Origin of the sequence: Nocardia sp. NPDC057272, assembly GCF_042668615.1 — a bacterium.
GTDB lineage: Bacteria > Actinomycetota > Actinomycetes > Mycobacteriales > Mycobacteriaceae > Nocardia.
Map to the genome: position 1 here is coordinate 15,955 of NZ_JBHUYK010000043.1, position 19,695 is coordinate 35,649.

Genomic DNA, 19,695 nt, shown 5'->3' on the forward strand with positions numbered 1-19,695 from the left:
TGCGGCTTCATTCGTCGACGTCGACCCCGTACCGCCTGGCCAGTTCGGCGAGATCGGTCTCGTAGCCCTGGCCAACCGCGCGCAGCCGCCAATCTTCACCGCGCAGATACAACTCGGCGAGCAGCAGGGTGCGTTCCACGGTTGCGGCATCGAGCGTGGCACGTATCGCGGTGCTCGATTCCGTGCCTGCGGCGAAATCCAGCTCGATGGCGCCGACGTCGCCGAAGGTGAGACCGGCGCCGTCGAGCGAAGCGGCGAGGACGATGCGAGTGCAGTGCTCGGGCAGGTCATCGAGGACCAGGGTGATCGACTGCTCGTTCGGCCCATCCTCGGAAAGCTTGGCGCCCTGCGATTCTGGCTGGTTGTAGAACAGGAAGTCGTCGGAGTCCTCGACTCGCTCATCGCTGCCGAGCAGGAACGCGACGAGATCCACGGTCGGCGCACTGAGCTGGCTCCACGTTGCCCGCAGAGTCCACGTATTGCCGCCCTCGGCGATCGGCACGTCGATCACCTGACCTCGCGACAGCACCGTCGGCTCCGCGGGCCGGATTTCAGCACGACCAGGTGCGGTCGATGCCGCAGGGATAGCCGCGGGCGCGATCGCACCCTGCTCGAGCAGGTCTGGCCCGTGGACCGCCAGTGCGAGTTCGTCGGCCTTTCGCGCGCGCCGGTCGGATTCCCCACCTGCGAGAAGGAGCAGATCTGTCACTGTCGCGGAAAGATTGACCGCGGCCGAACCACCGAGCTCGACGATCCGCGAGCGCGCCGCCGCAGCCTCGCCGTGGGTTCCGCCCAGAACCAGAATCCGCCGACCGGCCAGCGGACCCGATATCGCCCGTGCGGATGGTGTCGACCGACGTGGCGCCGCAACATCGGGTACCGCCGTCCCTTTCCGGTGCCCCGGTTCTACCGACTCGAGCAGCGCGGCGAACCGAGCCTCATCGATCACCGGCGTTCCGAACTCGAACGCCTTGCGCGCCTTGCCCGTTTCCGCATGGGCATTGTTGGTGACCAGCACACTGGTTCGGTTGCTCACCGTGCTCGTGACGTCGAGCCCCGCAGCCTCGGCACGGGCGACGAGCTCTTCGCGTTCGATCCGGGTCTCCCCGGTCAGCGCTACCTTCATCCCCTGGCGCAGGCGGCCGGCCACCGCCAGCTTCCCGGGATAGGCGAAGTCACACGGCTGCTTCGGGCCGCGACGTTCGACCGGCCACCTGGACTGCGTCGGCCTGGCCGAATCAGGTGTGCAGTCGAGCAAAGGGGGTGCGATACCGAGATGGGCCGCGTCGGCGACCAACGCTCGAAGAACATTCGCGAGAACACGGGTGTCGTCGAGCGCATCGTGCGCCTTCTGCTGCGGCACACCGTAATACGTCGCCAGCGTGCCCAACCTGTAGTCAGGTGTCGGCAGCGCGATGCGGCGGGCCAGTGCCAACGTGCACAGCCGGCGCTGCACCGGCAGGGCTCCCCCGGCCCGGGCGAACTCCTGCAGCAGGAACCCGTAGTCGAACAGCGCGTTGTGCGCCACCATCACCCGGCCGTCCAGCATGGCCGTCAGTTGGTCGCGCACCTGACCGAACTCGGGCGAGCCCTGCAGCACCGCGGCAGTGAGCCCGTGGATGTGCACGGGACCCGGATCGCAACCCGGGTCGATCAGGCTGTGGAACTCTCGCGTCACCCGGCCGGTGCCGTCCAGCGTCACCGCCGCGACAGACAGCACCCGATGCTGGTGCGGCCGTAGCCCGGAGGTCTCGACATCCACCACGGTGAACGCACCGAACCCGGCTGTTTGCTGCTGCTCATCGACCTGCGTCATCCCCTGCATGAGCATCGCATCGTTCGCCGGGCCCGGAACGTTGCACTCGACGCTCAGTGACGCGCGAGTTGCGGTGCGAGACTTCGGCACCGAGTCGGGGCACTTGATCCAGGCCGACGACTGCCGGGGGCACATAGCACCGCCGAAGGATCACTCGCCGCCCATCGCGGTTTGGTAGAGGGTGGCGAGGGCGTCGTCGATGGGGTGTGGCTTCGGCTTTCCGTCGGGGCCGATCTCGTTCCACCGCACGAGGTTTGTCGCGACCGACATCTGGCGGGTGCCGTCGGCGCTGGTCAGAGATAGTGCTTGGGCACCGAAGACACTGCCGTCGTGGCCCCAGAATGTTTCGCCGCCGGGAGTCCGTACCCGGTGCAGGCCGAGACCGTACTCGATCCGCGTACCGTCCAGTGCGATGACGGGCACCGTACGCTGCATCTGCGCCAACGACTCGCGGCTGACGATGTGCCCACCGAACAGCATGCGGTAGAAGCGATTCAGGTCCGCCATGGTCGAGACGAGTCCGGCGCCGGGCATCGCCCACGACATGTTGTAGACGCTGTAGTCGCGCGGCGGATCGATCATTCCGAACAGCCGCTCGTACATTCGCGGGTGCGGAACCGACAGGGTCGGCCCGTCCGGAAACGCGGTGTGCTCGAGCCCGGCGCGTCTGATCACCTTCTCGGCGACATAGGTCTCGAATGCAGTTCCGGTCACCTGCTCCAGCAGTTCGCCCAGCAGGAAGTAGTTGGTGTTGGAGTACACGCCGGGGGTCGCTCCGGGCGCCCGGGTGGCGGGCGGCGCGCTGACACCCATTCCGATCAACTCGACCGGGTCGAACTGGGTGAACCGATGCTTGTCCAAGCTCTCCGATGAGAGCTGCGTCCCGCCGAAAAAGGCTGCGAGGGAAGGAAATGAGTACGGCAGGTGCTCGGCCAGACCGCTGGTGTTGTTGAGCAGCATCCGGACTGTGATCTGCGCGCCGCGCTCACCAGGGACCAAGTGCGGCAGGTAGTCTCCGATCGGTGTGTCGAGCCCGATCCGCCCCTGCTCGACCTGCTGCATGATCGCGGCCGCGATGAACGTCTTGGTGATGCTGCCTACTCGGTGGACCATGTCCGGGCCGATGGGTTCGCCGGAGGCGACGTCGGCGACCCCCGCCGTGCCACTCCACACCCGGTCGCCGTCACGTACCTCCATGTACACACCGGTCATTCCCGCGTCGCGGACCGCATCCAGCGCGGATTGCAGCGCAGCCGGATCGAGTCCGGAACCTGGTTGCGCAGTGTCTGTTTCGCCGGCCGCCGGCCGCATCGCGCATGCGCTGACGGTCAGGACGGCGACGCCTACCAGCATTGTCAGTGGGATCTTCACGATTTCTGTCCTCTCGTGGTCGGCCGCTGTGGTTCGAAGCGGCGCACCGTTACCGTGTCAGGTGTGACCGATGGGGCGCTTTCGAAATCGTGTGGTCCGGCACGGTAGCCGGTGGTCTGGATCCGGCCGGGTCATGCCGGGTATTTCGGGCCCCGACCTCGGCGTCGACCGCGGGCGCCGCCCGCCTGATAGGCAAGGCGCCGAGGTTCACTCGCCGCGTTCACTCCCCGGGCTGCGCCGAATCCAGGGCTGCCAGCAAGGCCGCGCCGCGGGGTGAGATCCGGTAGCCGGTGCCCAGGCTGATGGTCAGGCCGAGGTTTTTCAGCTTGCGTACGTTGAGTTTGAAGCGGTGCGGGTCACGCCCGAGTTCCTCGGCCAGGTCGGGAGCCCGGGTGGCTGGGCGCCGCTGGATGATTCGGAGCGTGTCGTGGGTCCACGGGCCCTCGGCATCGGTCCGGTCCATGCGGGCGAGGCGGGCGGCCAAGGCCGCGGCATCGTCGATCCGGTCGTCGGCGGCCAGCGCGTCGCGCGGATCTTCGTCGGTGAGACAGCGGATCCGGAGCAGATAGATCGGGTCCTCCGGCGCGCCACGGAGATCGGCGATCACCTCGGCGGGTGCGTCGTATCCGGCGGCGCGCGCGTCCTCGATGCTGATCTGATCGGCGGTGACCGTCGACAGCTGGTCGACGGCGATGCGCCCCGCGCCGGTGCGGTAGACCTTGCCCTCGGTGGCCTGCCGGTGACGCCACCGGCGAAACAGCACCGTCACCGCCCCGCTGCGGATCCCGGCCCAGCGCTGCTTCTCGATCAGCATGCGAAGGCCGACCGCCGCGCGGCCCGGTCCGGGTGGATCGTGGTCGGTTCGTCCTCGATCATTCCGTCAGGCTATCGTGCGCAGCGCCGACGGAGTCACCCCCGCGGATGCCGTCGGTATGCCATTCGCCGTCCGGGTAGGTGATGTAGAGCGGGCCCAGATTGCACGGGTTGAGGCAGCCGGTCGCGGTGATCAGGGCGTCGGGGTGGTCGCGGCGCAGTGTCCGGTGCAGCTCGCCCGCGCCGTACACGGTGCAGCGGGGGCCTCGGCACACCAGGATATGGGAGGTGTGGTCCGGGATTTCGGACCAGGCCGGACTGCGGAAGGCCCGCGGGCTCGCCGTCACCGGTGCACCGTCCTCGGACATCCTGGAACGCACCACATCGGCGAATCCGGCGGCGGTGTCGATGCCGTCGGTGATGCGCACGTCGAGTTCGCTCCCGCGCGTTTCCTTCCAGTTCGCTACCGCTCGCGCGATCCAGGTCTCGAGGTAGCGGTCGCGTGGCACGGCCAGCGGGATCAGTGTGACCGGCGATCGGTCGCGGGCGGCGGTATCCAGGGCGGTGTGGATGGTCGGCTCCTCCTGGTCGAGTAGCGCGTAGCCGACCCCGCAGGCCTCGGCCAGAGCTCGGACAGACGGCAGGTCGACACCTGACGGAGTCGGCCGGGCGATGAGGACATACCGGCGCGTCATGCTGTGCGCACCGTTCGCGGGGCCGGAATCACCAGCGGTGTGCCCGTCATCGGGTCCTCGATCACCGTGCAGTCGATACCGAAGACTTCCGATACCAGCTCGGGGCGCACGATCTCGGCGGGTGGACCCTGAGCGACCACCCGGCCGTCCTGCACGGCGACGAGATGGTCGGCGTAGCGGGCGGCGAGGTTGAGGTCGTGCAGGACGACGATGATCGTGCGCGGCAACAGATTTCGCAGGACGTCGAGCACGTCGAGTTGGTGTGCCAGGTCGAGAAAGGTCGTCGGTTCGTCGAGCAGCATCACCTCGGGGTCCTGCGCCAGCGCGAGCGCGATCCACACCCGTTGCTTCTGCCCGCCCGAGAGTTGATCCACCGATCGGTCGATCAGCTCGAGAGTGTCGGTGGCCACCAGCGCTTTTCGCACGGCCTCGCCGTCCTGCGCCGACCACTGACGAAACCAGCGTTGGTGCGGATGACGGCCACGGCCGACGAGTTCGCCCACGGTGATGCTGTCGGGGGCGACGGGCTGTTGCGGCAACATACCGAGCCGACGGGCGACCGTGCGCGCGGGCTGCGGTGCGATATCGGCGCCGTCGAGCAGGACCGCGCCCGCCGTGGGCGCGATCAGCCGGGCCAGTCCCCGCAGCAGGGTCGATTTGCCGCAGCCGTTGCGGCCGACGATGACAGTGATCGCACCGGTCGGGAAGTCGACGGTGGCGTCGGTGACGATCGCGGTGTCGCCGTAGCCGAGGGTGAGTCCCTCGGTGGTCAGGTGTGCGGTCATCCAGCGTGTCCGATCCGGGTTGCACGGGCGAGGAGGTAGACGAGAACGGGAGCGCCGAGGATGGCGGTCACCACCCCGACAGGTAGTTCCGCCGGGAACAGCCGCCGGGCGGCCAGGTCGGCGGCGACCACCAGCAATGCCCCGGTGGCGGCCGCGGGCGCGAGCCCCGCACCGCGTTCGGCCAGCAGCCGTCGCGCGATCTGCGGCGCCACCAGGGCGACAAAACTGATCGGCCCGGCCGCGGCCGTCGCCAGGGTCGCGGCGGTGGCCGCGACGACGATCAGCGTGATGCGGTGTGGGCCGCGCCGCCCGGCCAGCGAATTCGCCAGTTCGTCGCCCATTTCCAGCAGCGGCAACGAGCGAGCGAGAACGATCAGCGGCGGCACGATCACCACCAGCGCCGCCGCGGCGAACCCGACGTGGGTCCACTCACGGTTGGCCAAGCTGCCGGTGAGCCACATGGCGGCCGTGTGCGCCTGGTAGTTGTCGGCGATGGTCAAGATGAACGCGATAGCCGAGGACAGCATCGCTGTGACACCGATACCGACGAGCACGAGTCGATAGCCGTCGAGCCCGTCCTTGGTGGCCACGGCCACGATCAGCGCCATGGCCACCCCGGCACCGATCATCGCGCCGCCGACCAGCCCCAGCCCGGCGCCACCGAGCAACACACTCACCACCAACGCGCCCAGGGAGGCACCCGCGTTGATCCCGATGATCTCGGGACTCACCAGCGGGTTGGTCGCGATTCGTTGCAGGATCGCCCCCGAGATCGCGAAGGCCGCGCCGACACTCAGCCCGGTGAGCACGCGCGGCAACCGATCGGCCACCACCACGTCGTACTCGATGAGCGTGCCACCGCCACCGAGGACCCGCACCACGTCAGCGACCGTGAGCGGGTAGTAGCCGATCGTGAGTGACCACGCCGCCACCGCCAGCGCGGTCGCCGTTACCAGCACGGTGACGACCGTGGCCCGTTTCCCGACGCGAAAGACGATGCGCCGGTCGGGTGTTCGCAGCAGCAACGTCCCGCTGGGCAGTACGCCGCGCTCGGTGCCCGTCACAGTGTGGCCACCTTTCGATTGCGCACGAGATAGAGAAGGAACGGCGAGCCCGCGAAGGCGGTGATGATGCCGACCTGGATTTCCTGTGGCCGCGCCAGCATCCGTCCGAGGATGTCGGCCACCAACAGCAGCGTCGGGCCCAGCAGTGCACACCAGAGCAGGATCCACCGGTAGTCGTGTCCGGCGAAGAATCGGGCGATGTGCGGGATCACCAGACCGATGAAGGCGATCGGTCCGGCGATGGCCACCGCCGAGCCCGCGAGCAGCACCACGCTCAACGCACCGGTCGCGCGCGTCGCGACCAGCCGCGTGCCGAGCGTGCGCGCCATGTCGTCACCGATGGCGACGGCGTTCAACGGCCGGGCCACCACTACCGCCAGCAACAACCCGACAGCGATGAACGGTGCTGTTTGCCACACGGATTCGATGTCGGCACGAGCCAGCGAGCCGACCACCCAGAAACGGAAGTTGTCGAACAGGGTGCGGTCCAGCAGGGTGATCGCCGTGGTGATCGACCCACACAGCGCGGTGCAAGCAGCGCCCGCGAGCGCCAGTTTCACCGGTGTCGCGCCACCGAATCCCAACGATCCCAGCGTGTAGACGAACGCCGCGGCGACCGCGGCACCGAGGAAGCCGAACCAGATGAATCCGCCTGTCGCCGTGAGGCCGAACGCACCCATCGCGATCACGATCGCCAGGGACGCACCGGCGTTGACGCCGAGCAGGCCGGGCCCGGCCAGCGGGTTGCGGGTGAGCCCCTGCATCACCGCGCCCGCCAGCGCCAACGCGACACCGGCGAGGAGTCCCGCGACAGTTCTGGGCAGCCTGATGTAGCGCACGACCCGGTCGGTGTCGGTCCCCTGGAAATCGGTGAACGCGACCACGGCCTGGTCGAGGGTGAGCGGGTGCGAGCCGATCAGGATGGACGCGACGCAGACAGCAACCAGCACGGCACCGGCCACGATCGGACCGGCGCCGCGCGCGGTGCGCGTCACCGCCGGAACAGCTCGGGATGGATCAGGGCGGCGACCAGTTCGGTCGAGTGCGCGATCCGCACCCCTGCCGCCCGGTCGGCGAACAGGAACGGGTGCACAGTCGCATTCCGCACGGCCGCCAGATTCGCGAACGCCGGGTTTGCGACGATCTTGTCGACCTGGGGCTGACCGTCGGCGCGCGTGTAGGTCGCTTTGCAGCACAGGCTGGTCAGGATGACGTCGGGGTCACGGGCGATGAGCTCTTCCGCGCCGACGGGCACGTTGCGTTTCGTGGTGAGATCGGCGAAGGCATTCACGCCACCGGCAGCCTCGATGATCTGGGTGATGAAGTCGATGCCGCCTGCCACGGTGTAGGAGCCGTCGTCTTTGGGGGTGACGACCGCGACCCGCGGCTTCCCGGCGTTGCCGACCTTGGCCCGGACCGCGTCGATGCGTGAACTCAGCTGCGTGACAACGTCTTCGGCGCGCTCGGAGGTGCCCCACAGGGCACCGAGGTCGCGCAGGTCGGCGTACACGTTGTCGAAGCGCACGGTATCGGGGTCGATCGCCTCATCGGCGAGCCCGTCGGCGCTCGGGCACAGCGGACTCAGCACCCAGGTGCGCACACCCAATTCGTGCAGGCTTGCCCTGGTACCGACGCTGTTCTGCGCCGAGGACGCGAACACCCCGTTGAAACCCGACATGACGAAGTCCGGTCGCTGGGCGAGTAGTTCGTCGCGACTGGGCAGCTTCTCGACGTATGGCGAGCGTGCCTGCGCGCCGGCATATTCCGCGAGCACGGCGGAGTCCAGGAATGCTGTCCTCACCAGCCGATCGGTGACACCGAGCGCGTGCGCGATCTCGATCGAGGGCTGATACGCCGCGTAGATCCGCTGCGGTGGGCCGTCGACGGCGACGTCGATCCCACAGTTCACGCGGGTGACGGCAGCTGCGCCGCCCGCGTCGGAGAGGGGTTGCACACCACAACCGGTCACAACAATCGTGCAGGCGAGCAACGCGCCGGAACGTAGGCGCGCGAAAACAGAGCGGGTCAAGAGTCGGCCTTCCAGGTCCTCGTGGAATGGGGTACTGCGTAGCCGTGGCCGGTCTCCTGGCTGACGGGATAGTGCGCGGTGAATCCACCTTCCCAGGGCAGGACCCCAGTGGCTCCGGATGACAGACGTCGTCCGAATCGATTCACAACTCCCGATCACAGTGGCGAGGGCCGCACCGGTTCTACACCGGTTTCCCGAACACCACGGCTGGTGAACTGTAGCAACGTCGGCCTCAGCGAGGGGTCGGCGCCGGGGCCTGTGCTCGAGCGCGGGCTCCGGATCCGATCCACAGCCGACTCCCAGCCGGGTCCCACCGGGCTCGACGGTTGCGCCGCGAAGATTCAGCTATCGGCCGAGCACTTCGGCCGGCCGACGATCTCGGCGGTGAGATCGAAGATCAGGAGGAACGCGCATGAGGATGAAATCGACACTGGCCAAGACCGCGGTGGCGGGCACGCTGGCACTCGGGGTGCTCGGCGCGACAGCGAGCGTGGCGAGCGCGGATCCGGGTGGGCACGACCAGCAGCGGCCCGAGCAGAGTCAGGAGCACCGGCCGCAGCAACAGCCGGAGCATCACCGAAACGACGCGCCGCAGCACGGTTTCTGGTTCTTCGGCACCTGGGTCCCCCTGCCCTGAACCCCCACCGCAGACCCGGTGCCCGCCGGGCCTGCGGTGCCCGTTGCTACGAGTTGCGCTGCGGGACTTGGCTATCCAGCTCACGAACCCCATCCGTGCCACTGCCGGTGACGAATGGATTGCAGGCGGGTCGGCACCGTATAACCGGTACCATTCACTCCCCTGAAGCCGACCCGCCTGCTTTTCACCAGCTCCTGTCCGGCCATCGATGCTGGGCGACATCAGCCGGCGCGGTTGCGGGCGGCGCACCGATACGCTGGCAGGTGTGACCGACAGTGCGCCTGCGAAACCGCGTGGTCCGGCGCGGTCACCGGTGGTCTGGATCCGGCCGGGTCATGCCGGGTATATCGGGCCCGAACTCGGCGTCGACCTGCATTCCACCTCTGTCGCGGTACTCAGCGTCGGGCTCGACGGGCCGTTCGTCCTCGAGACCGCCACCCACGGTGAGATCCTCACTCGTAGCGCGTACGCCCCGGCTCGCGCGGTGCACCGGGTGAACACCCTCGATAAACCGATCCTGCTCCTGTGGTCGCATGCCTCGGCCATCGAAGGACAGATGGCGACCACCGAGGGCCCCTACGGATTCGACCACCTTCGCGAGCGCGAGCTGGTCGAGCAGTGCCGTCTACCGGACACGGACCCGGGTCGAATCGTGGCGCTGGCCGGCGCCGGTCCCCTTGCCGAGATCGATCCGCGCATCGAGCGCGTCGCGGCCGCGATCCGACAACACCCGGATCGGGCGTTCCGGGCCGAACCGATCGCCGCGAATCTCGGCCTGTCCACCTCGCACTTCCTGCGATTGTTCGTCCAGCAGTACGGGACCACTTTCCGCCGATACCAGCAGTGGGCCCGCGTCCTGCACGCGATGCGCAACGTCGCCGCCGGCCACGATCTGACCCGATCGGCGACGGACGCGGGGTTCGCCACACCCTCCCATTTCAGCGAAACCTTCCACCGCATGTTCGGGATGTCGGCCACGGCGGCCCTGCGCTCGGGGTTCCGATTCGACCTCGACACCACGCCTGCACCCTGACAGCTGGGCCGATCAGCTACCCGGCTCGCCATGCGGACAGTGGGACAGCCTCACGACTGGTCGGACACAGCGGTAGCCGCCGGGTTCGTGGCATCGCGGATCACGCGCAGGCCGGTGATCAAGCCGTCGAGTTGAGTGGGGGTCAGCAGGCCGGTGAGCCATTGCTCTAGGGCGGCCAGGTAGTCGGGAAGGACCTGTTCGAGGCGGCGGATGCCGGCGTCGGTCAAGGCCGCGTAGGCACTGCGGCGGTCGGTCGGGTCGAGCTGGCGTTCTATCAGTCCCGCGGCGGCCAGGCGGTCGACAACACGGGTGACGCCGCTGGTCGAGAGCTCGGTTTGGGTGGCGAGATCCGACATCCGCAGGCGGCGATTCGGGGAGCGACTCAGTCTCAGCAGGGCATTGAGGTCCAGACCGGAAAGGCCGTGTGCTTTCCAGGTCGGCTCGAGCTTGGCGATCAGACCGCTGTGCGCCTCGAAGAGCAAGCCGGAGATGGTGAAGCGGGGGTCGTCGAACAGCTCGTGGACGGACATGAGACCAGCTTAGCCGATACTTGCTATGCGGATAGTTGACACGAGGAATACCTTCCCGTAAACCTATGCGTAGGCATTATTCCGCACAGCAAATATCGGAGAAATCATGCAGCACAACATGTGGGTCGCCGGGTTCCGGACCGGTGTCATCGACCCGAAGGGACAGATCAAGCTCGCCGAGTCACGGGAGTTCGCCGACGAAACTGTGCGCCACGTCGTACGCATGGCGGGTGGCGGCGACGCGGTACGCGTGCGGCTGACCAACCGCTACGGTCTCGCGCCGCTGCGGATCGGCGCCGCGCGCATCGCAGCGCGCAAGACCGGGTCGGCGATCATCGCCGATCGCGAGATCACGTTCGGCGGCGCCGCACAGGTCACCATCGACGCGGGGGCCGAGCTCGTGAGCGATCCGGTCGCCTTGCCGGTCGCCGCGGGCGAAGACCTGTTGCTCAGTCTGTACGTCCCGGCACCGACCGGCCTTGCCACCTTCTCCCACCAGCCCGGCGACATCGCCTACATCGTCACCGGCGACCACACCGCGGACGTGGAACTCAGTGGTGCGCAAGAGGTTCCGTTCCGCTTCTTCATCACCGGGATCGACGTCCTGGTCACCGACCCGCCACCGATCGCCGTCGCGTTCGGCGACTCCTGGTTCGAGGGCTTCGGTACGACACAGAGCGCCAATCGCCGCTCGGTCGATGCTCTCAACGCCCGTCTCACTCGGGGCTGGGTGGTCAACAACGGGATCTCCGGCAACCGCCTCACGGCCGAGCAGATCGGCGAATCCGGTTCGGGTCGATTCGACTCCGACGCGTTGCAGGTCCCCGGTGTCACCGACATCCTGATCAATTTCGGGATCAACGACCTCATCCTCGGTGCGATGGGCGGCCAGCCCTCCGCGACCACCGAGGAATTGATCGCCGGTTTCACCGACCTGGCCGAGCGCGCCCACGCCGCCGGACTGCGCATCCACGCCGCCACCATCGGCCCCTACGCCGGCTGCGTCTACCCCGGCATGCCCCTGCTGGAAACCCAGCCGACTCGTCACGCCGTCAATGACTGGCTGCGCACCACCGACGTCTTCGACTCGATCTTCGACGTCGATCGCGCCGTGGCCGACCCGCAGCGTCGCGACTACATCCGCCCCGAGTTCGACAGCGGCGACGGCATGCATCTCAACGACGCGGGCGCTGCGGCGATGGCAGCCACCGTCGATCTCACCGCCCTGTTCCGCTGACGCCGCGATCGAGATCAGCACGCTCGGACCGTGTCCGCTTCGGTGCGAGCGTGCTGTTCGGCAATCGGTGCCTAGTGCTCGCGGTCTGTCAACCGCAGGGTCACCTCGATGGGTGGGACCCAGGGTTCGGGTAGCTCGTCCAGATCGGCGAGGGTGGTGTGCACGAAGGCCGCGATCCGATGACGGGCCGCCGAACTCAGCCGTTCGACCCGGTCGGAGGTCAGCGGACTGTCCGCGATCTCGACCGCGGGCAGATCGCCGGCATCCCTTGCGATCGCCTCCGACCCGTTTTCCGTGCGTCGCGCCATCTCGGCCCCCAACCTTCCGAACGGTCTCGGCGGTCGCCCGGACACAAGCAACCAGCGCCGCCGACAGTCATCAGCAAACATCTGGATTACAACATGACCAAGCGTCCACAACAAGCGTTCTGCCCGGCGAATATTGTGTAGATCGTGCCGTCGCGGCCCGATCGACACCACGGCTTCCGCGTTCGTCGCCAGGAAGCTATGTTCGGGCGAACCGGGCGTACCAAACGAGTAGTGCGGGGTCGTCGACGGCGCTGAGATCCACGACGGTCGTGGGATCGGCCCCCTGGAGGAGCTTCTTGATGGGGACTTCCAGCTTCTTGCCGGTGCGGGTTCGGGGGATGCCGGGGGCGGTGATGATGTCGTCCGGGACATGGCGCGGCGACGTCCGGGTTCGGATGACCGCACGGATCCGGGCGATCAGGTCGTCGGTGAGGGTGGCACCCTCGGCGAGAACGACGAACAGGGGCATCCAGTAGCCGCCATCGTGTTGCTCCGCGCCGATGACCAGTGAGTCGGCGATTTCCGGGAGCTGTTCCACTGCTTGATAGATATCGGCGCTGCCCATGCGGATGCCGTGGCGGTTGAGGGTGGAATCGGAGCGGCCGTGGACGATGACGCTGCCGTGCTCGGTACGGGTGATCCAGTCGCCGTGGCGCCACACACCGGGAAAGGTGTCGAAATAGGCTGCGTGGTACCGAGTTCCGTCCGGGTCGTTCCAGAAGCCGACGGGCATGGAGGGCATCGGCTCGGTGATGACGAGTTCGCCGACGTCGCCGTGCACCGGGTTGCCCTGTTCGTCCCAGGCTTCGAGGGCCACACCCAGGTAGGGCGCGGACAGCTCGCCGGGCCGGACCGGGACGGTTCGCGCGCCGCCCGCGAAGGCGGAGACCACGTCGGTGCCGCCGCTGATCGACGCGACCGGGATGTGCGCGCCGATGCTGTCGCGCAACCAGATCGACGACGACGGGGGAAGCGCGGCCCCGGTGACACCGATCAGACGCAGGGCCGTCAGGTCGTGTTCGCGCCGCGGCACCACACCTGCCTTCGCGCAGGCCAGCACGTAGCCGGGACTGGTGCCGAGAACTGTCGCGCCCACCCGAGCAGCGATGTCCCACAACGCGTCCGGGGACGGATAGCTCGGACTACCGGCGTAGCAGACGATGCTCGCGCCGACCAGGAGACCGGCGACCTGGAAGTTCCACATCATCCAGCTCGGGCTGGTGTACCAGAGGAACGTGTCGTCGGCACCGAGGTCCGACTGCAGCGCCATCGCTTTCAGGTGCTCGAGGAGCACCCCGCCGTGACCGTGGACGATACCTTTGGGCAGACCTGTCGTACCCGACGAGTACAGCACCCACAGCGGATGATCGAAACCCACCTCGGCCGTCGAGAGCGTGGATCGATCACCTCCAGCGGTGACATCCGCCCAGTTCAGCGTGCCCGAAAGGTGCTCGGGCGACACCACGATCGTCGCCACCACCGTCGGCAGACCGGCGCGCAGTTCGGTGATCTCGTCGGATCGCCGGTGTTGCTTGCCCGCGTAGCGGTAACCCGCGCATGTCACCAGCACCACCGGCTCGAGCTGCCCGAGCCGGTCCAGCGCCGCCTTCGCCGAGTAGTCCTGTCCGCACGCACTCCACACCGCGCCGATGCTCGCGGTCGCCAGGAAGGCGATCACCGCCTCGGGGATGTTCGGCAGGTAACCCGCGACCCGATCTCCTGACCGAACACCGAAGCCACGCAGCGTCTGTGCGAACGCCGCCACCTGATTCAGCAGGTCCTCCCACGACAACTCGCTGACCGACCCGTCCTCCGTCACCGACACGATCGCGGGACGATCGGTGCGGGCCTGCCGGATCACCTGGTCGACATAGTTCAGCCGAACCTCGGGAAACCATCGCGCCCCTGGCATTTCCGCGGAGGCCAGCACAGCACCGGGGCGCTCGCCGAGTTCGAAGTAGTCCCACACCGAACCCCAGAATCCGTCCAGATCGTCGACCGACCACTGCCACAACGCGTGGTAGTCGGGCACCGCGACGGTGTGCCGCTCGGCGACGAACCGCGCGAAGTCGGTGATCCGGGCACTGGCGATGTCGTTGTCGTCCGGCACCCACTGCGGTGCCGCTGCCACTGCGGTCATCGGGCGCTCCACCCTCCGTCCATGACGTAGGACGAGCCGGTGACCATGCCCGCGGTGTCGGAGGCGAGCCAACCGACCAGCGCCGCGACCTCCTGCGGCTCGATCAGCCGTTTGATCGCGCTCTCGGTGAGCAGCACCCGCTCGAGCACCTCCTGCTCCGGGATCCCGTGCGCGGCCGCCTGCTCGGTGATCTGCTTGTCCACCAGGGGTGTTCGCACATATCCGGGGTTGACGCAGTTGCTGGTGACCCCGTGCGGGCCGCCTTCGAGCGCGGTCACCTTCGACAACCCCTCCAGCCCGTGTTTGGCCGTCACATACGCGACCTTGAACTGGGAGGCGCGGATCCCGTGCACCGAGGAGATGTTCACGATCCGGCCGAAACCCCGCGCGTACATGTGCGGGAGGGCAGCGCGGATGAGCAGGAACGGCGCTTCGACCATCAGTGTCTGCATGGCGCGGAACCGGTGCGGCGCGAAATCCTCGATGGGGCTCACGCTTTGCACCCCCGCGTTGTTGACGAGAATGTCGGTCTCGAGCCGCAAGTCGGCCAACGCCTCGACCTCGAGCAGATCGACGCTCCAAGCATGCCCGCCGATGTCGTGCGCCACCGCCTTCGCGGCGACTCCGTCGATGTCGGCGACGGTGACCTCGGCGCCGCGCGCGGCCAGCTCCCGCGCACACGCGGCGCCGATGCCGCTCGCCCCACCGGTGACCAGTGCCCTACGTCCGGTGAGGTCGCTCATGCGGCAACACCTTTCGTGGCGGAGGCATCGGCGAGGTCGACGGATTTCAGGTCGATCCCGCGGGTCTCCTTCGCACACACCACCGCGATCACGGTGACGGCCGCCGCGAACGCCAGGTACCAGGCGATCGGGACCGACGAACCGAACTCGTCGAGCAGCTTGACCGCGATGATCGGCGCCAGCGAGCCCGCCACGATCGAGGTGACCTGGTAGCCCAGCGACACACCGGAGTAGCGCATCCGGGTCGGGAACATCTCGGCCATGATCGCCGGCTGACCGGCGTACATGAATCCGTGGAACACCAGCCCGATGATGATGGCGGACAGGATGATCACGCTGTTGCCGCTGTCCATCATCGGGAAGGCGAAGAAACCCCAGGTGGCCGCGGCGACCGCGCCCGCCAGGTAGACCGGGCGGCGCCCGACACGGTCACCGAGGCGACCCGCCACCGGAATCACCACCATGTGCACGGCGTGGGCGATGAGCAGCCACCACAGAATCGTCGTGGTGTCGGCATGCACGTGAACCTTGAGATAGGTGATCGAGAACGTGACGACCAGGTAGTACATGATGTTCTCGCCGAAGCGCAGACCCATCGCGGTGAACACACCACGCGGGTACTTGCGCAGCACCTCGAACGGGCTGAACGAGGCGGCCTTGGCCTGGTCCATCGACTGCTGCGCGGCCACGAAGATCGGGGCGTCGGTCACCTTGGTCCGCACGTAGTAGCCGACCAGCACGACCACCGCCGACAGCCAGAACGCCACGCGCCAGCCCCAGCTCAAAAATGCCGCGTCCGACAGGGTCGAGGTCAGCACCAGCAGCACGATCGTGGCGAGCAGATTGCCCGCGGGCACGCCGGCCTGCGGCCAGCTCGACCAGAAGCCGCGACTGCGACTCGGGCTGTGCTCGGCCACCAGCAGCACCGCGCCGCCCCATTCGCCGCCGATCGCGAAGCCCTGGACGAAGCGCAGGATCACCAGCATCGCCGGTGCCCAATAGCCGATCTGGGCGAAGGTCGGCAGACAGCCCATCAGGAAGGTCGCCGCACCGACGAGCACCAAACTCACCTGCAACAACTGCTTGCGGCCGTATCGGTCACCGAAGTAGCCGAAGACGATGCCGCCGAGCGGGCGCGCCGCGAAACCGACGGCGTAGGTGACGAAAGCGGCCAGGATCGCGTCGAGGTCGCTGGTGTCCTTGGAGAAGAACACCTTGCTGAACACCAGGGTCGCGGCGGTTCCGTAGAGGAAGAATTCGTACCATTCGACGACGGTGCCGGCCATCGAGGCGGCCACGACCCGCCGCAGTCCGCTGGGGGCTTCGTCCGGGTCGTCGCCGGTCGGTCGTATCGCGTTCCGCACGCTCATCGCACTACTCCTTCGATGTTCCAGGTCACATCACGCTGTCGATGTGATGCGGCCCACAAGCCGTGAGGAGAGTATTCGTGCAGATCCATCTCGATGACAATGGCCAGTTTCGCAGCAGCAATCTGCGAAACTGCACATGTGAGTCATTCTTCGTCGACGTCGGGACGCAGGCCGAGCGCTGATGATTTGCTGGTGCTCCTCGCGGTCGGCCGGTCGGGGCGCTATATCACCGCCGCCGACGAGCTCGGCATCAACCACACGACGATCTCGCGTCGCATCGCCGCCCTCGAACATGCCATGGGCGGACGGGTGCTGACCCGGGTCACCGGCGGCTGGGAGCTCACCGACCTGGGCCGCGAGGCACTGACGGCGGCCGAAGCCGTCGAGGCCGCCGTCCGATCGCTCGGCTCGAGCGCGGGCGAACGCACACTCGAAGGCGTGGTGCGGATTTCGGCCACCGACGGTTTCAGCGCCTACCTCGCGCCACCGTCCGCGGTACGCGTGCAGCGCAGACATCCGGGCGTCGCCGTCGACATCATCGCCGCGACCCGGCGAGCGTCCACACAGCGAACCGGCCTCGATATCGAAGTGGTGGTCGGCAAACCGCAGGTTCACCGCGCCGAAGCGATCGAACTCGGCGACTACTGCCTTCGCCTCTACGCCTCCCGCGACTACCTCGCCGAACACGGCGTCCCGACCACCGTCGCCGCACTCACCCGCCACCCACTGGTCTACTTCATCGAATCCATCCTCCAGGTCGACGACCTCGACCTGGCTCTCGCTTTCGCCCCCACCCTGCGCCGATCCGTCTCCTCGACCAATGTCTTCGTCCACGTGGAAGCCACCAGGGCCGCCGCGGGGATCGGGCTACTCCCCTGCTTCATGGCCGACCGCCACGCCGACCTCGTCCGGGTCCTGCCCGACGAGGTCCGCGTCCAGCTCACCTACTGGCTCGTCGCCCGGCCCGAAACCCTGCGGCGCCCCGAAGTCGCGGCGGTCGTCGAGGCACTGCGAGCTACGGTCCGCGAACGCCGTGCGGAGCTACTCGGCGACCACTGCGCCGAGTAGACACGTTGCCGTTCCGCAGGTCTCAGCCGGCTGCTTCTGGTGCGGGGTCCGGCGAAGGCAACGCGAAGCACAGCGCCGCACTCACCACCAGCGCCGCGATGATCGTCAGGGCACACGCCGTCAGAGCGCTGCGGTAGCCGTCACTGGCGGCGACCCCGAAGAAGATCGCGCTCAGGGACGCGACACCCACCGCGCCACCGAACTGTTGGCCGGTGGTCCAGATCCCCGACGCCGACCCCGCGTATCGCGTCGGCACCGTCGACAGGAACAAGGTCGTCAACGGCGGCTGGACCAGGTTGATGCCGACACCGACGACGAACAGCCCAGGCGCGACCAGCCACGGGTTCACATCCGTGGTCGCGGTCAGCGCCGCGCCCAGCACCGCCAAGGTGCCCACGGCGCCGAACAGGGTACCGGCGACGACGGCGTAGCGGCCGAACTGCATGGTGAGCCGTCCCACCAGCGGGGCGACCGCCAGTCCGCCGACGGAGAACGCGACGGTCACGACGCCTGCGCGCAGCGCGGTGTAGCCCTGGCCCTCTTGCAGCCAGAGAACGAAAACGAGCAGGAATCCGCTGAAGGCGGCGAAGGCGACCAGCTGGACGACGAGGGCGACACTGCTGATCCGCGCGCGGAGCAGCTCCAGTGGCAGGAGCGCGCCGGCCCGACCGACGGCATCGCGATTCTCGACGATGGCGACAAGTGCCACCGCGGCGATGCCCGCCACCAGCAACAGCCAGATCCACGGCGCCCAGTCGTAGGTACGGCCTTCCAACAGCGGGAACACGATGGCGACCAATCCGACGGTCAGGCCGACCGCGGCGAGCCATCGCGGCCGCAGCGCACCTTCGGCACGGTTCTCCGGGACCAGCCAGGCGCCGAGGCCGAGCAGGATGACGGCCGCCGGGACACTGATCCAGAAGATCGCGCGCCAACCGAGACCGGCGACGTCCGCGGTGACGAGTACGCCACCCAGCAGCAGCCCGCCGGCCTGCGCGAGTCCGGCGACCACACCGAATATGCCCAGGACAGTGGCACGTTCGGGTCCACGGAACAGGACGAACAGGCTGGACAGAACTTGCGGGGCCAGGATCGCCGCGGCCGCGCCTTGGGCGGCGCGACTGGCGATCAGTTCGGTCGGGCTGTTCGCGAGTGCCGACCAGGCTCCGGAGAGAGCGAACAGCGCCAAACCGACGAGGAACACCCGTTTGCGGCCCCACAGGTCGCCCAACCGGGCCGCGGTGATCAGCGCTGCCGCGAACGCCAGCAGATAGGCCGTCGCGATCCAGCCGACCTGGGACGGAGTTCCCCCGAGGTCGGCCTGGATCGCCGGGAGGCCGACGTTGACGATGGTGACGTTGAGCAGGTCCAGGGTGAATCCCAGGACGAGCACGACCATCGCGGCCCAGCGCCGTGGGTACAGCGCTTCGGCCGTGTCGTCTCGGGTGGAAGTCGATGTGCTCATCAGGTGTAGCTCCCTGCGTAGCTAGGTGTCCGGTGTGTGGTCGTCGATTGCTCCGGCATCGCGGCGCTCGGCGCCCCGTGGTCCGACCGGGTACCGACCAGACCGTGGCGGCGCAGAATCGCGTGCACTGTCGACACAGCCGGGACACGAGTCGACCCGGCTCGCTGGAGGTGCGCGCGGATTCTGCGTGCGCCCCACTGCGGACGGTCCAGCCGGACCCGCACCACGACGGCCTCGATGTCGGCCGACGTGCGAGCGGGGAAACTCTTCGGGCGGCGCGACCGCGGCGCCAATCCCGCCACGCCGTGTTCCCGGTAACGCGCGAGATAGCTGTAGTAGCTCTTGCGCGAAATGTTGTATCGCCGGCACACCTCGGTCACCGTCAACCCGTTGCGGTCGGGTGCCTGCAGGATCTCCAGCCACGGCTCGGCCTCGAGACCGATCACCGCGCCGCGTTCGTTCGGCGGGCGGGTGCCGCCGCGCCGAACATGCTGGCGGGCAAGCGGATCGAGCCTGTCTCCTGGGGGTTGCATCATAGATATCTCCCGACGTGGAACAGAGCAATTGAACTTGCTGGTTCACTTTAATGTC

At 67.9% G+C, this 19,695-nt stretch carries 19 protein-coding genes and 1 riboswitch; of the genes, 4 read left to right on the top strand and 15 right to left on the bottom strand.

Annotation, left to right across the window (positions count from 1 at the left end):
* Positions 1-7 precede the first annotated feature (7 nt).
* The 8 genes from ACFULV_RS33220 to ACFULV_RS33255 all read right to left on the bottom strand — a co-directional run bounded on the left by ACFULV_RS33220 (position 8) and on the right by ACFULV_RS33255 (position 8,498).
* Positions 8-1,816 (bottom strand): exonuclease domain-containing protein, encoded by a 1,809-nt coding sequence (locus ACFULV_RS33220; protein ID WP_378663750.1) that lies wholly within the window; start codon positions 1,814-1,816, stop codon positions 8-10.
* A gap of 150 nt (positions 1,817-1,966) precedes the next feature.
* Positions 1,967-3,187 (bottom strand): serine hydrolase domain-containing protein, encoded by a 1,221-nt coding sequence (locus tag ACFULV_RS33225; protein ID WP_378663752.1) that lies wholly within the window; start codon positions 3,185-3,187, stop codon positions 1,967-1,969.
* A 220-nt stretch (positions 3,188-3,407) separates the two neighbouring features.
* Positions 3,408-4,001: a hypothetical protein gene (locus tag ACFULV_RS33230; RefSeq protein WP_378663755.1), complete on the bottom strand. Its 594-nt coding sequence runs from the start codon at positions 3,999-4,001 to the stop codon at positions 3,408-3,410.
* A gap of 58 nt (positions 4,002-4,059) precedes the next feature.
* Positions 4,060-4,695 carry a hypothetical protein gene (locus ACFULV_RS33235; protein ID WP_378663758.1) on the bottom strand — a complete coding sequence of 212 codons (636 nt, stop codon included), beginning with the start codon at positions 4,693-4,695 and terminating at the stop codon, positions 4,060-4,062.
* Positions 4,692-5,480, bottom strand: a complete 789-nt coding sequence (locus ACFULV_RS33240) for an ABC transporter ATP-binding protein (protein ID WP_378629424.1) — start codon at positions 5,478-5,480, stop codon at positions 4,692-4,694. The genes ACFULV_RS33235 and ACFULV_RS33240 overlap by 4 nt, the downstream gene beginning before the upstream one ends.
* A complete protein-coding gene (locus ACFULV_RS33245; protein WP_378663761.1) occupies positions 5,477-6,544 on the bottom strand; it encodes a FecCD family ABC transporter permease in 1,068 nt (355 codons plus the stop codon). Before ACFULV_RS33245 ends, ACFULV_RS33240 begins: the two co-directional genes overlap by 4 nt.
* A complete protein-coding gene (locus ACFULV_RS33250; RefSeq protein ID WP_378663763.1) occupies positions 6,541-7,539 on the bottom strand; it encodes a FecCD family ABC transporter permease in 999 nt (332 codons plus the stop codon). Before ACFULV_RS33250 ends, ACFULV_RS33245 begins: the two co-directional genes overlap by 4 nt.
* Positions 7,536-8,498 carry an ABC transporter substrate-binding protein gene (locus tag ACFULV_RS33255; RefSeq protein WP_378663764.1) on the bottom strand — a complete coding sequence of 321 codons (963 nt, stop codon included), beginning with the start codon at positions 8,496-8,498 and terminating at the stop codon, positions 7,536-7,538. Before ACFULV_RS33255 ends, ACFULV_RS33250 begins: the two co-directional genes overlap by 4 nt.
* Positions 8,499-8,601: 103 nt before the next feature.
* Positions 8,602-8,794, bottom strand: a riboswitch (cobalamin riboswitch).
* A gap of 191 nt (positions 8,795-8,985) precedes the next feature.
* Between ACFULV_RS33255 and ACFULV_RS33260 the strand changes: the two genes are divergently transcribed.
* Both ACFULV_RS33260 and ACFULV_RS33265 read left to right on the top strand, forming a co-directional pair.
* Positions 8,986-9,210, top strand: a complete 225-nt coding sequence (locus tag ACFULV_RS33260; RefSeq protein ID WP_378663767.1) for a hypothetical protein — start codon at positions 8,986-8,988, stop codon at positions 9,208-9,210.
* A gap of 265 nt (positions 9,211-9,475) precedes the next feature.
* Positions 9,476-10,243: a helix-turn-helix domain-containing protein gene (locus ACFULV_RS33265; RefSeq protein ID WP_378663770.1), complete on the top strand. Its 768-nt coding sequence runs from the start codon at positions 9,476-9,478 to the stop codon at positions 10,241-10,243.
* A 50-nt stretch (positions 10,244-10,293) separates the two neighbouring features.
* Here ACFULV_RS33265 and ACFULV_RS33270 read toward each other — a convergent pair whose 3' ends face one another.
* A complete protein-coding gene (locus ACFULV_RS33270; protein WP_378629435.1) occupies positions 10,294-10,773 on the bottom strand; it encodes a MarR family winged helix-turn-helix transcriptional regulator in 480 nt (159 codons plus the stop codon).
* 106 nt (positions 10,774-10,879) lie between these two features.
* Here ACFULV_RS33270 and ACFULV_RS33275 point away from each other — a divergent pair, with 106 nt between their 5' ends.
* Complete coding sequence (locus tag ACFULV_RS33275) at positions 10,880-12,010, top strand: GDSL-type esterase/lipase family protein (RefSeq protein WP_378663772.1); 1,131 nt, start codon at positions 10,880-10,882, stop codon at positions 12,008-12,010.
* 71 nt (positions 12,011-12,081) lie between these two features.
* On the opposite strand, the gene ACFULV_RS33280 is transcribed toward ACFULV_RS33275, so the two are convergent.
* The 4 genes from ACFULV_RS33280 to ACFULV_RS33295 form a co-directional block, all read right to left on the bottom strand.
* A complete protein-coding gene (locus tag ACFULV_RS33280) occupies positions 12,082-12,318 on the bottom strand; it encodes a hypothetical protein (RefSeq protein ID WP_378629440.1) in 237 nt (78 codons plus the stop codon).
* Positions 12,319-12,514: 196 nt separating this feature from the next.
* Positions 12,515-14,458 carry an acetoacetate--CoA ligase gene (locus ACFULV_RS33285; protein ID WP_378663775.1) on the bottom strand — a complete coding sequence of 648 codons (1,944 nt, stop codon included), beginning with the start codon at positions 14,456-14,458 and terminating at the stop codon, positions 12,515-12,517.
* Positions 14,455-15,201, bottom strand: a complete 747-nt coding sequence (locus ACFULV_RS33290) for a 3-hydroxybutyrate dehydrogenase (protein WP_378663778.1) — start codon at positions 15,199-15,201, stop codon at positions 14,455-14,457. Before ACFULV_RS33290 ends, ACFULV_RS33285 begins: the two co-directional genes overlap by 4 nt.
* Positions 15,198-16,571 (bottom strand): MFS transporter, encoded by a 1,374-nt coding sequence (locus ACFULV_RS33295; protein ID WP_378663781.1) that lies wholly within the window; start codon positions 16,569-16,571, stop codon positions 15,198-15,200. Before ACFULV_RS33295 ends, ACFULV_RS33290 begins: the two co-directional genes overlap by 4 nt.
* A gap of 99 nt (positions 16,572-16,670) precedes the next feature.
* Between ACFULV_RS33295 and ACFULV_RS33300 the strand changes: the two genes are divergently transcribed.
* On the top strand, positions 16,671-17,639 hold the full coding sequence (locus ACFULV_RS33300; protein ID WP_378663784.1) for a LysR family transcriptional regulator: 969 nt from the start codon (positions 16,671-16,673) through the stop codon (positions 17,637-17,639).
* Between the two features lie 22 nt (positions 17,640-17,661).
* Here the strand turns inward: ACFULV_RS33300 and ACFULV_RS33305 are convergent, their stop codons facing one another.
* Positions 17,662-19,104, bottom strand: coding sequence for an MFS transporter (locus ACFULV_RS33305; protein ID WP_378663787.1), 1,443 nt, complete (start codon positions 19,102-19,104; stop codon positions 17,662-17,664).
* Positions 19,104-19,640: a helix-turn-helix domain-containing protein gene (locus ACFULV_RS33310; protein ID WP_378663789.1), complete on the bottom strand. Its 537-nt coding sequence runs from the start codon at positions 19,638-19,640 to the stop codon at positions 19,104-19,106. Before ACFULV_RS33310 ends, ACFULV_RS33305 begins: the two co-directional genes overlap by 1 nt.
* Positions 19,641-19,695 lie beyond the last annotated feature (55 nt).

Excerpts from the sequence above, each read along its gene's own strand:
- ACFULV_RS33220 (WP_378663750.1), bottom strand. The coding sequence starts at position 1,816 with ATGACGCAGGTCGATGAGCAGCAGCAAACAGCCGGGTTCGGTGCGTTC.
- ACFULV_RS33230 (WP_378663755.1), bottom strand. The coding sequence starts at position 4,001 with ATGCTGATCGAGAAGCAGCGCTGGGCCGGGATCCGCAGCGGGGCGGTG.
- ACFULV_RS33235 (WP_378663758.1), bottom strand. The coding sequence starts at position 4,695 with ATGACGCGCCGGTATGTCCTCATCGCCCGGCCGACTCCGTCAGGTGTC.
- ACFULV_RS33240 (WP_378629424.1), bottom strand. The coding sequence starts at position 5,480 with ATGACCGCACACCTGACCACCGAGGGACTCACCCTCGGCTACGGCGAC.
- ACFULV_RS33260 (WP_378663767.1), top strand. The coding sequence starts at position 8,986 with ATGAGGATGAAATCGACACTGGCCAAGACCGCGGTGGCGGGCACGCTG.
- ACFULV_RS33270 (WP_378629435.1), bottom strand. The coding sequence starts at position 10,773 with ATGTCCGTCCACGAGCTGTTCGACGACCCCCGCTTCACCATCTCCGGC.
- ACFULV_RS33275 (WP_378663772.1), top strand. The coding sequence starts at position 10,880 with ATGCAGCACAACATGTGGGTCGCCGGGTTCCGGACCGGTGTCATCGAC.
- ACFULV_RS33280 (WP_378629440.1), bottom strand. The coding sequence starts at position 12,318 with ATGGCGCGACGCACGGAAAACGGGTCGGAGGCGATCGCAAGGGATGCC.
- ACFULV_RS33285 (WP_378663775.1), bottom strand. The coding sequence starts at position 14,458 with ATGACCGCAGTGGCAGCGGCACCGCAGTGGGTGCCGGACGACAACGAC.
- ACFULV_RS33290 (WP_378663778.1), bottom strand. The coding sequence starts at position 15,201 with ATGAGCGACCTCACCGGACGTAGGGCACTGGTCACCGGTGGGGCGAGC.
- ACFULV_RS33295 (WP_378663781.1), bottom strand. The coding sequence starts at position 16,571 with ATGAGCGTGCGGAACGCGATACGACCGACCGGCGACGACCCGGACGAA.
- ACFULV_RS33300 (WP_378663784.1), top strand. The coding sequence starts at position 16,671 with ATGGCCAGTTTCGCAGCAGCAATCTGCGAAACTGCACATGTGAGTCAT.
- ACFULV_RS33305 (WP_378663787.1), bottom strand. The coding sequence starts at position 19,104 with ATGAGCACATCGACTTCCACCCGAGACGACACGGCCGAAGCGCTGTAC.
- ACFULV_RS33310 (WP_378663789.1), bottom strand. The coding sequence starts at position 19,640 with ATGATGCAACCCCCAGGAGACAGGCTCGATCCGCTTGCCCGCCAGCAT.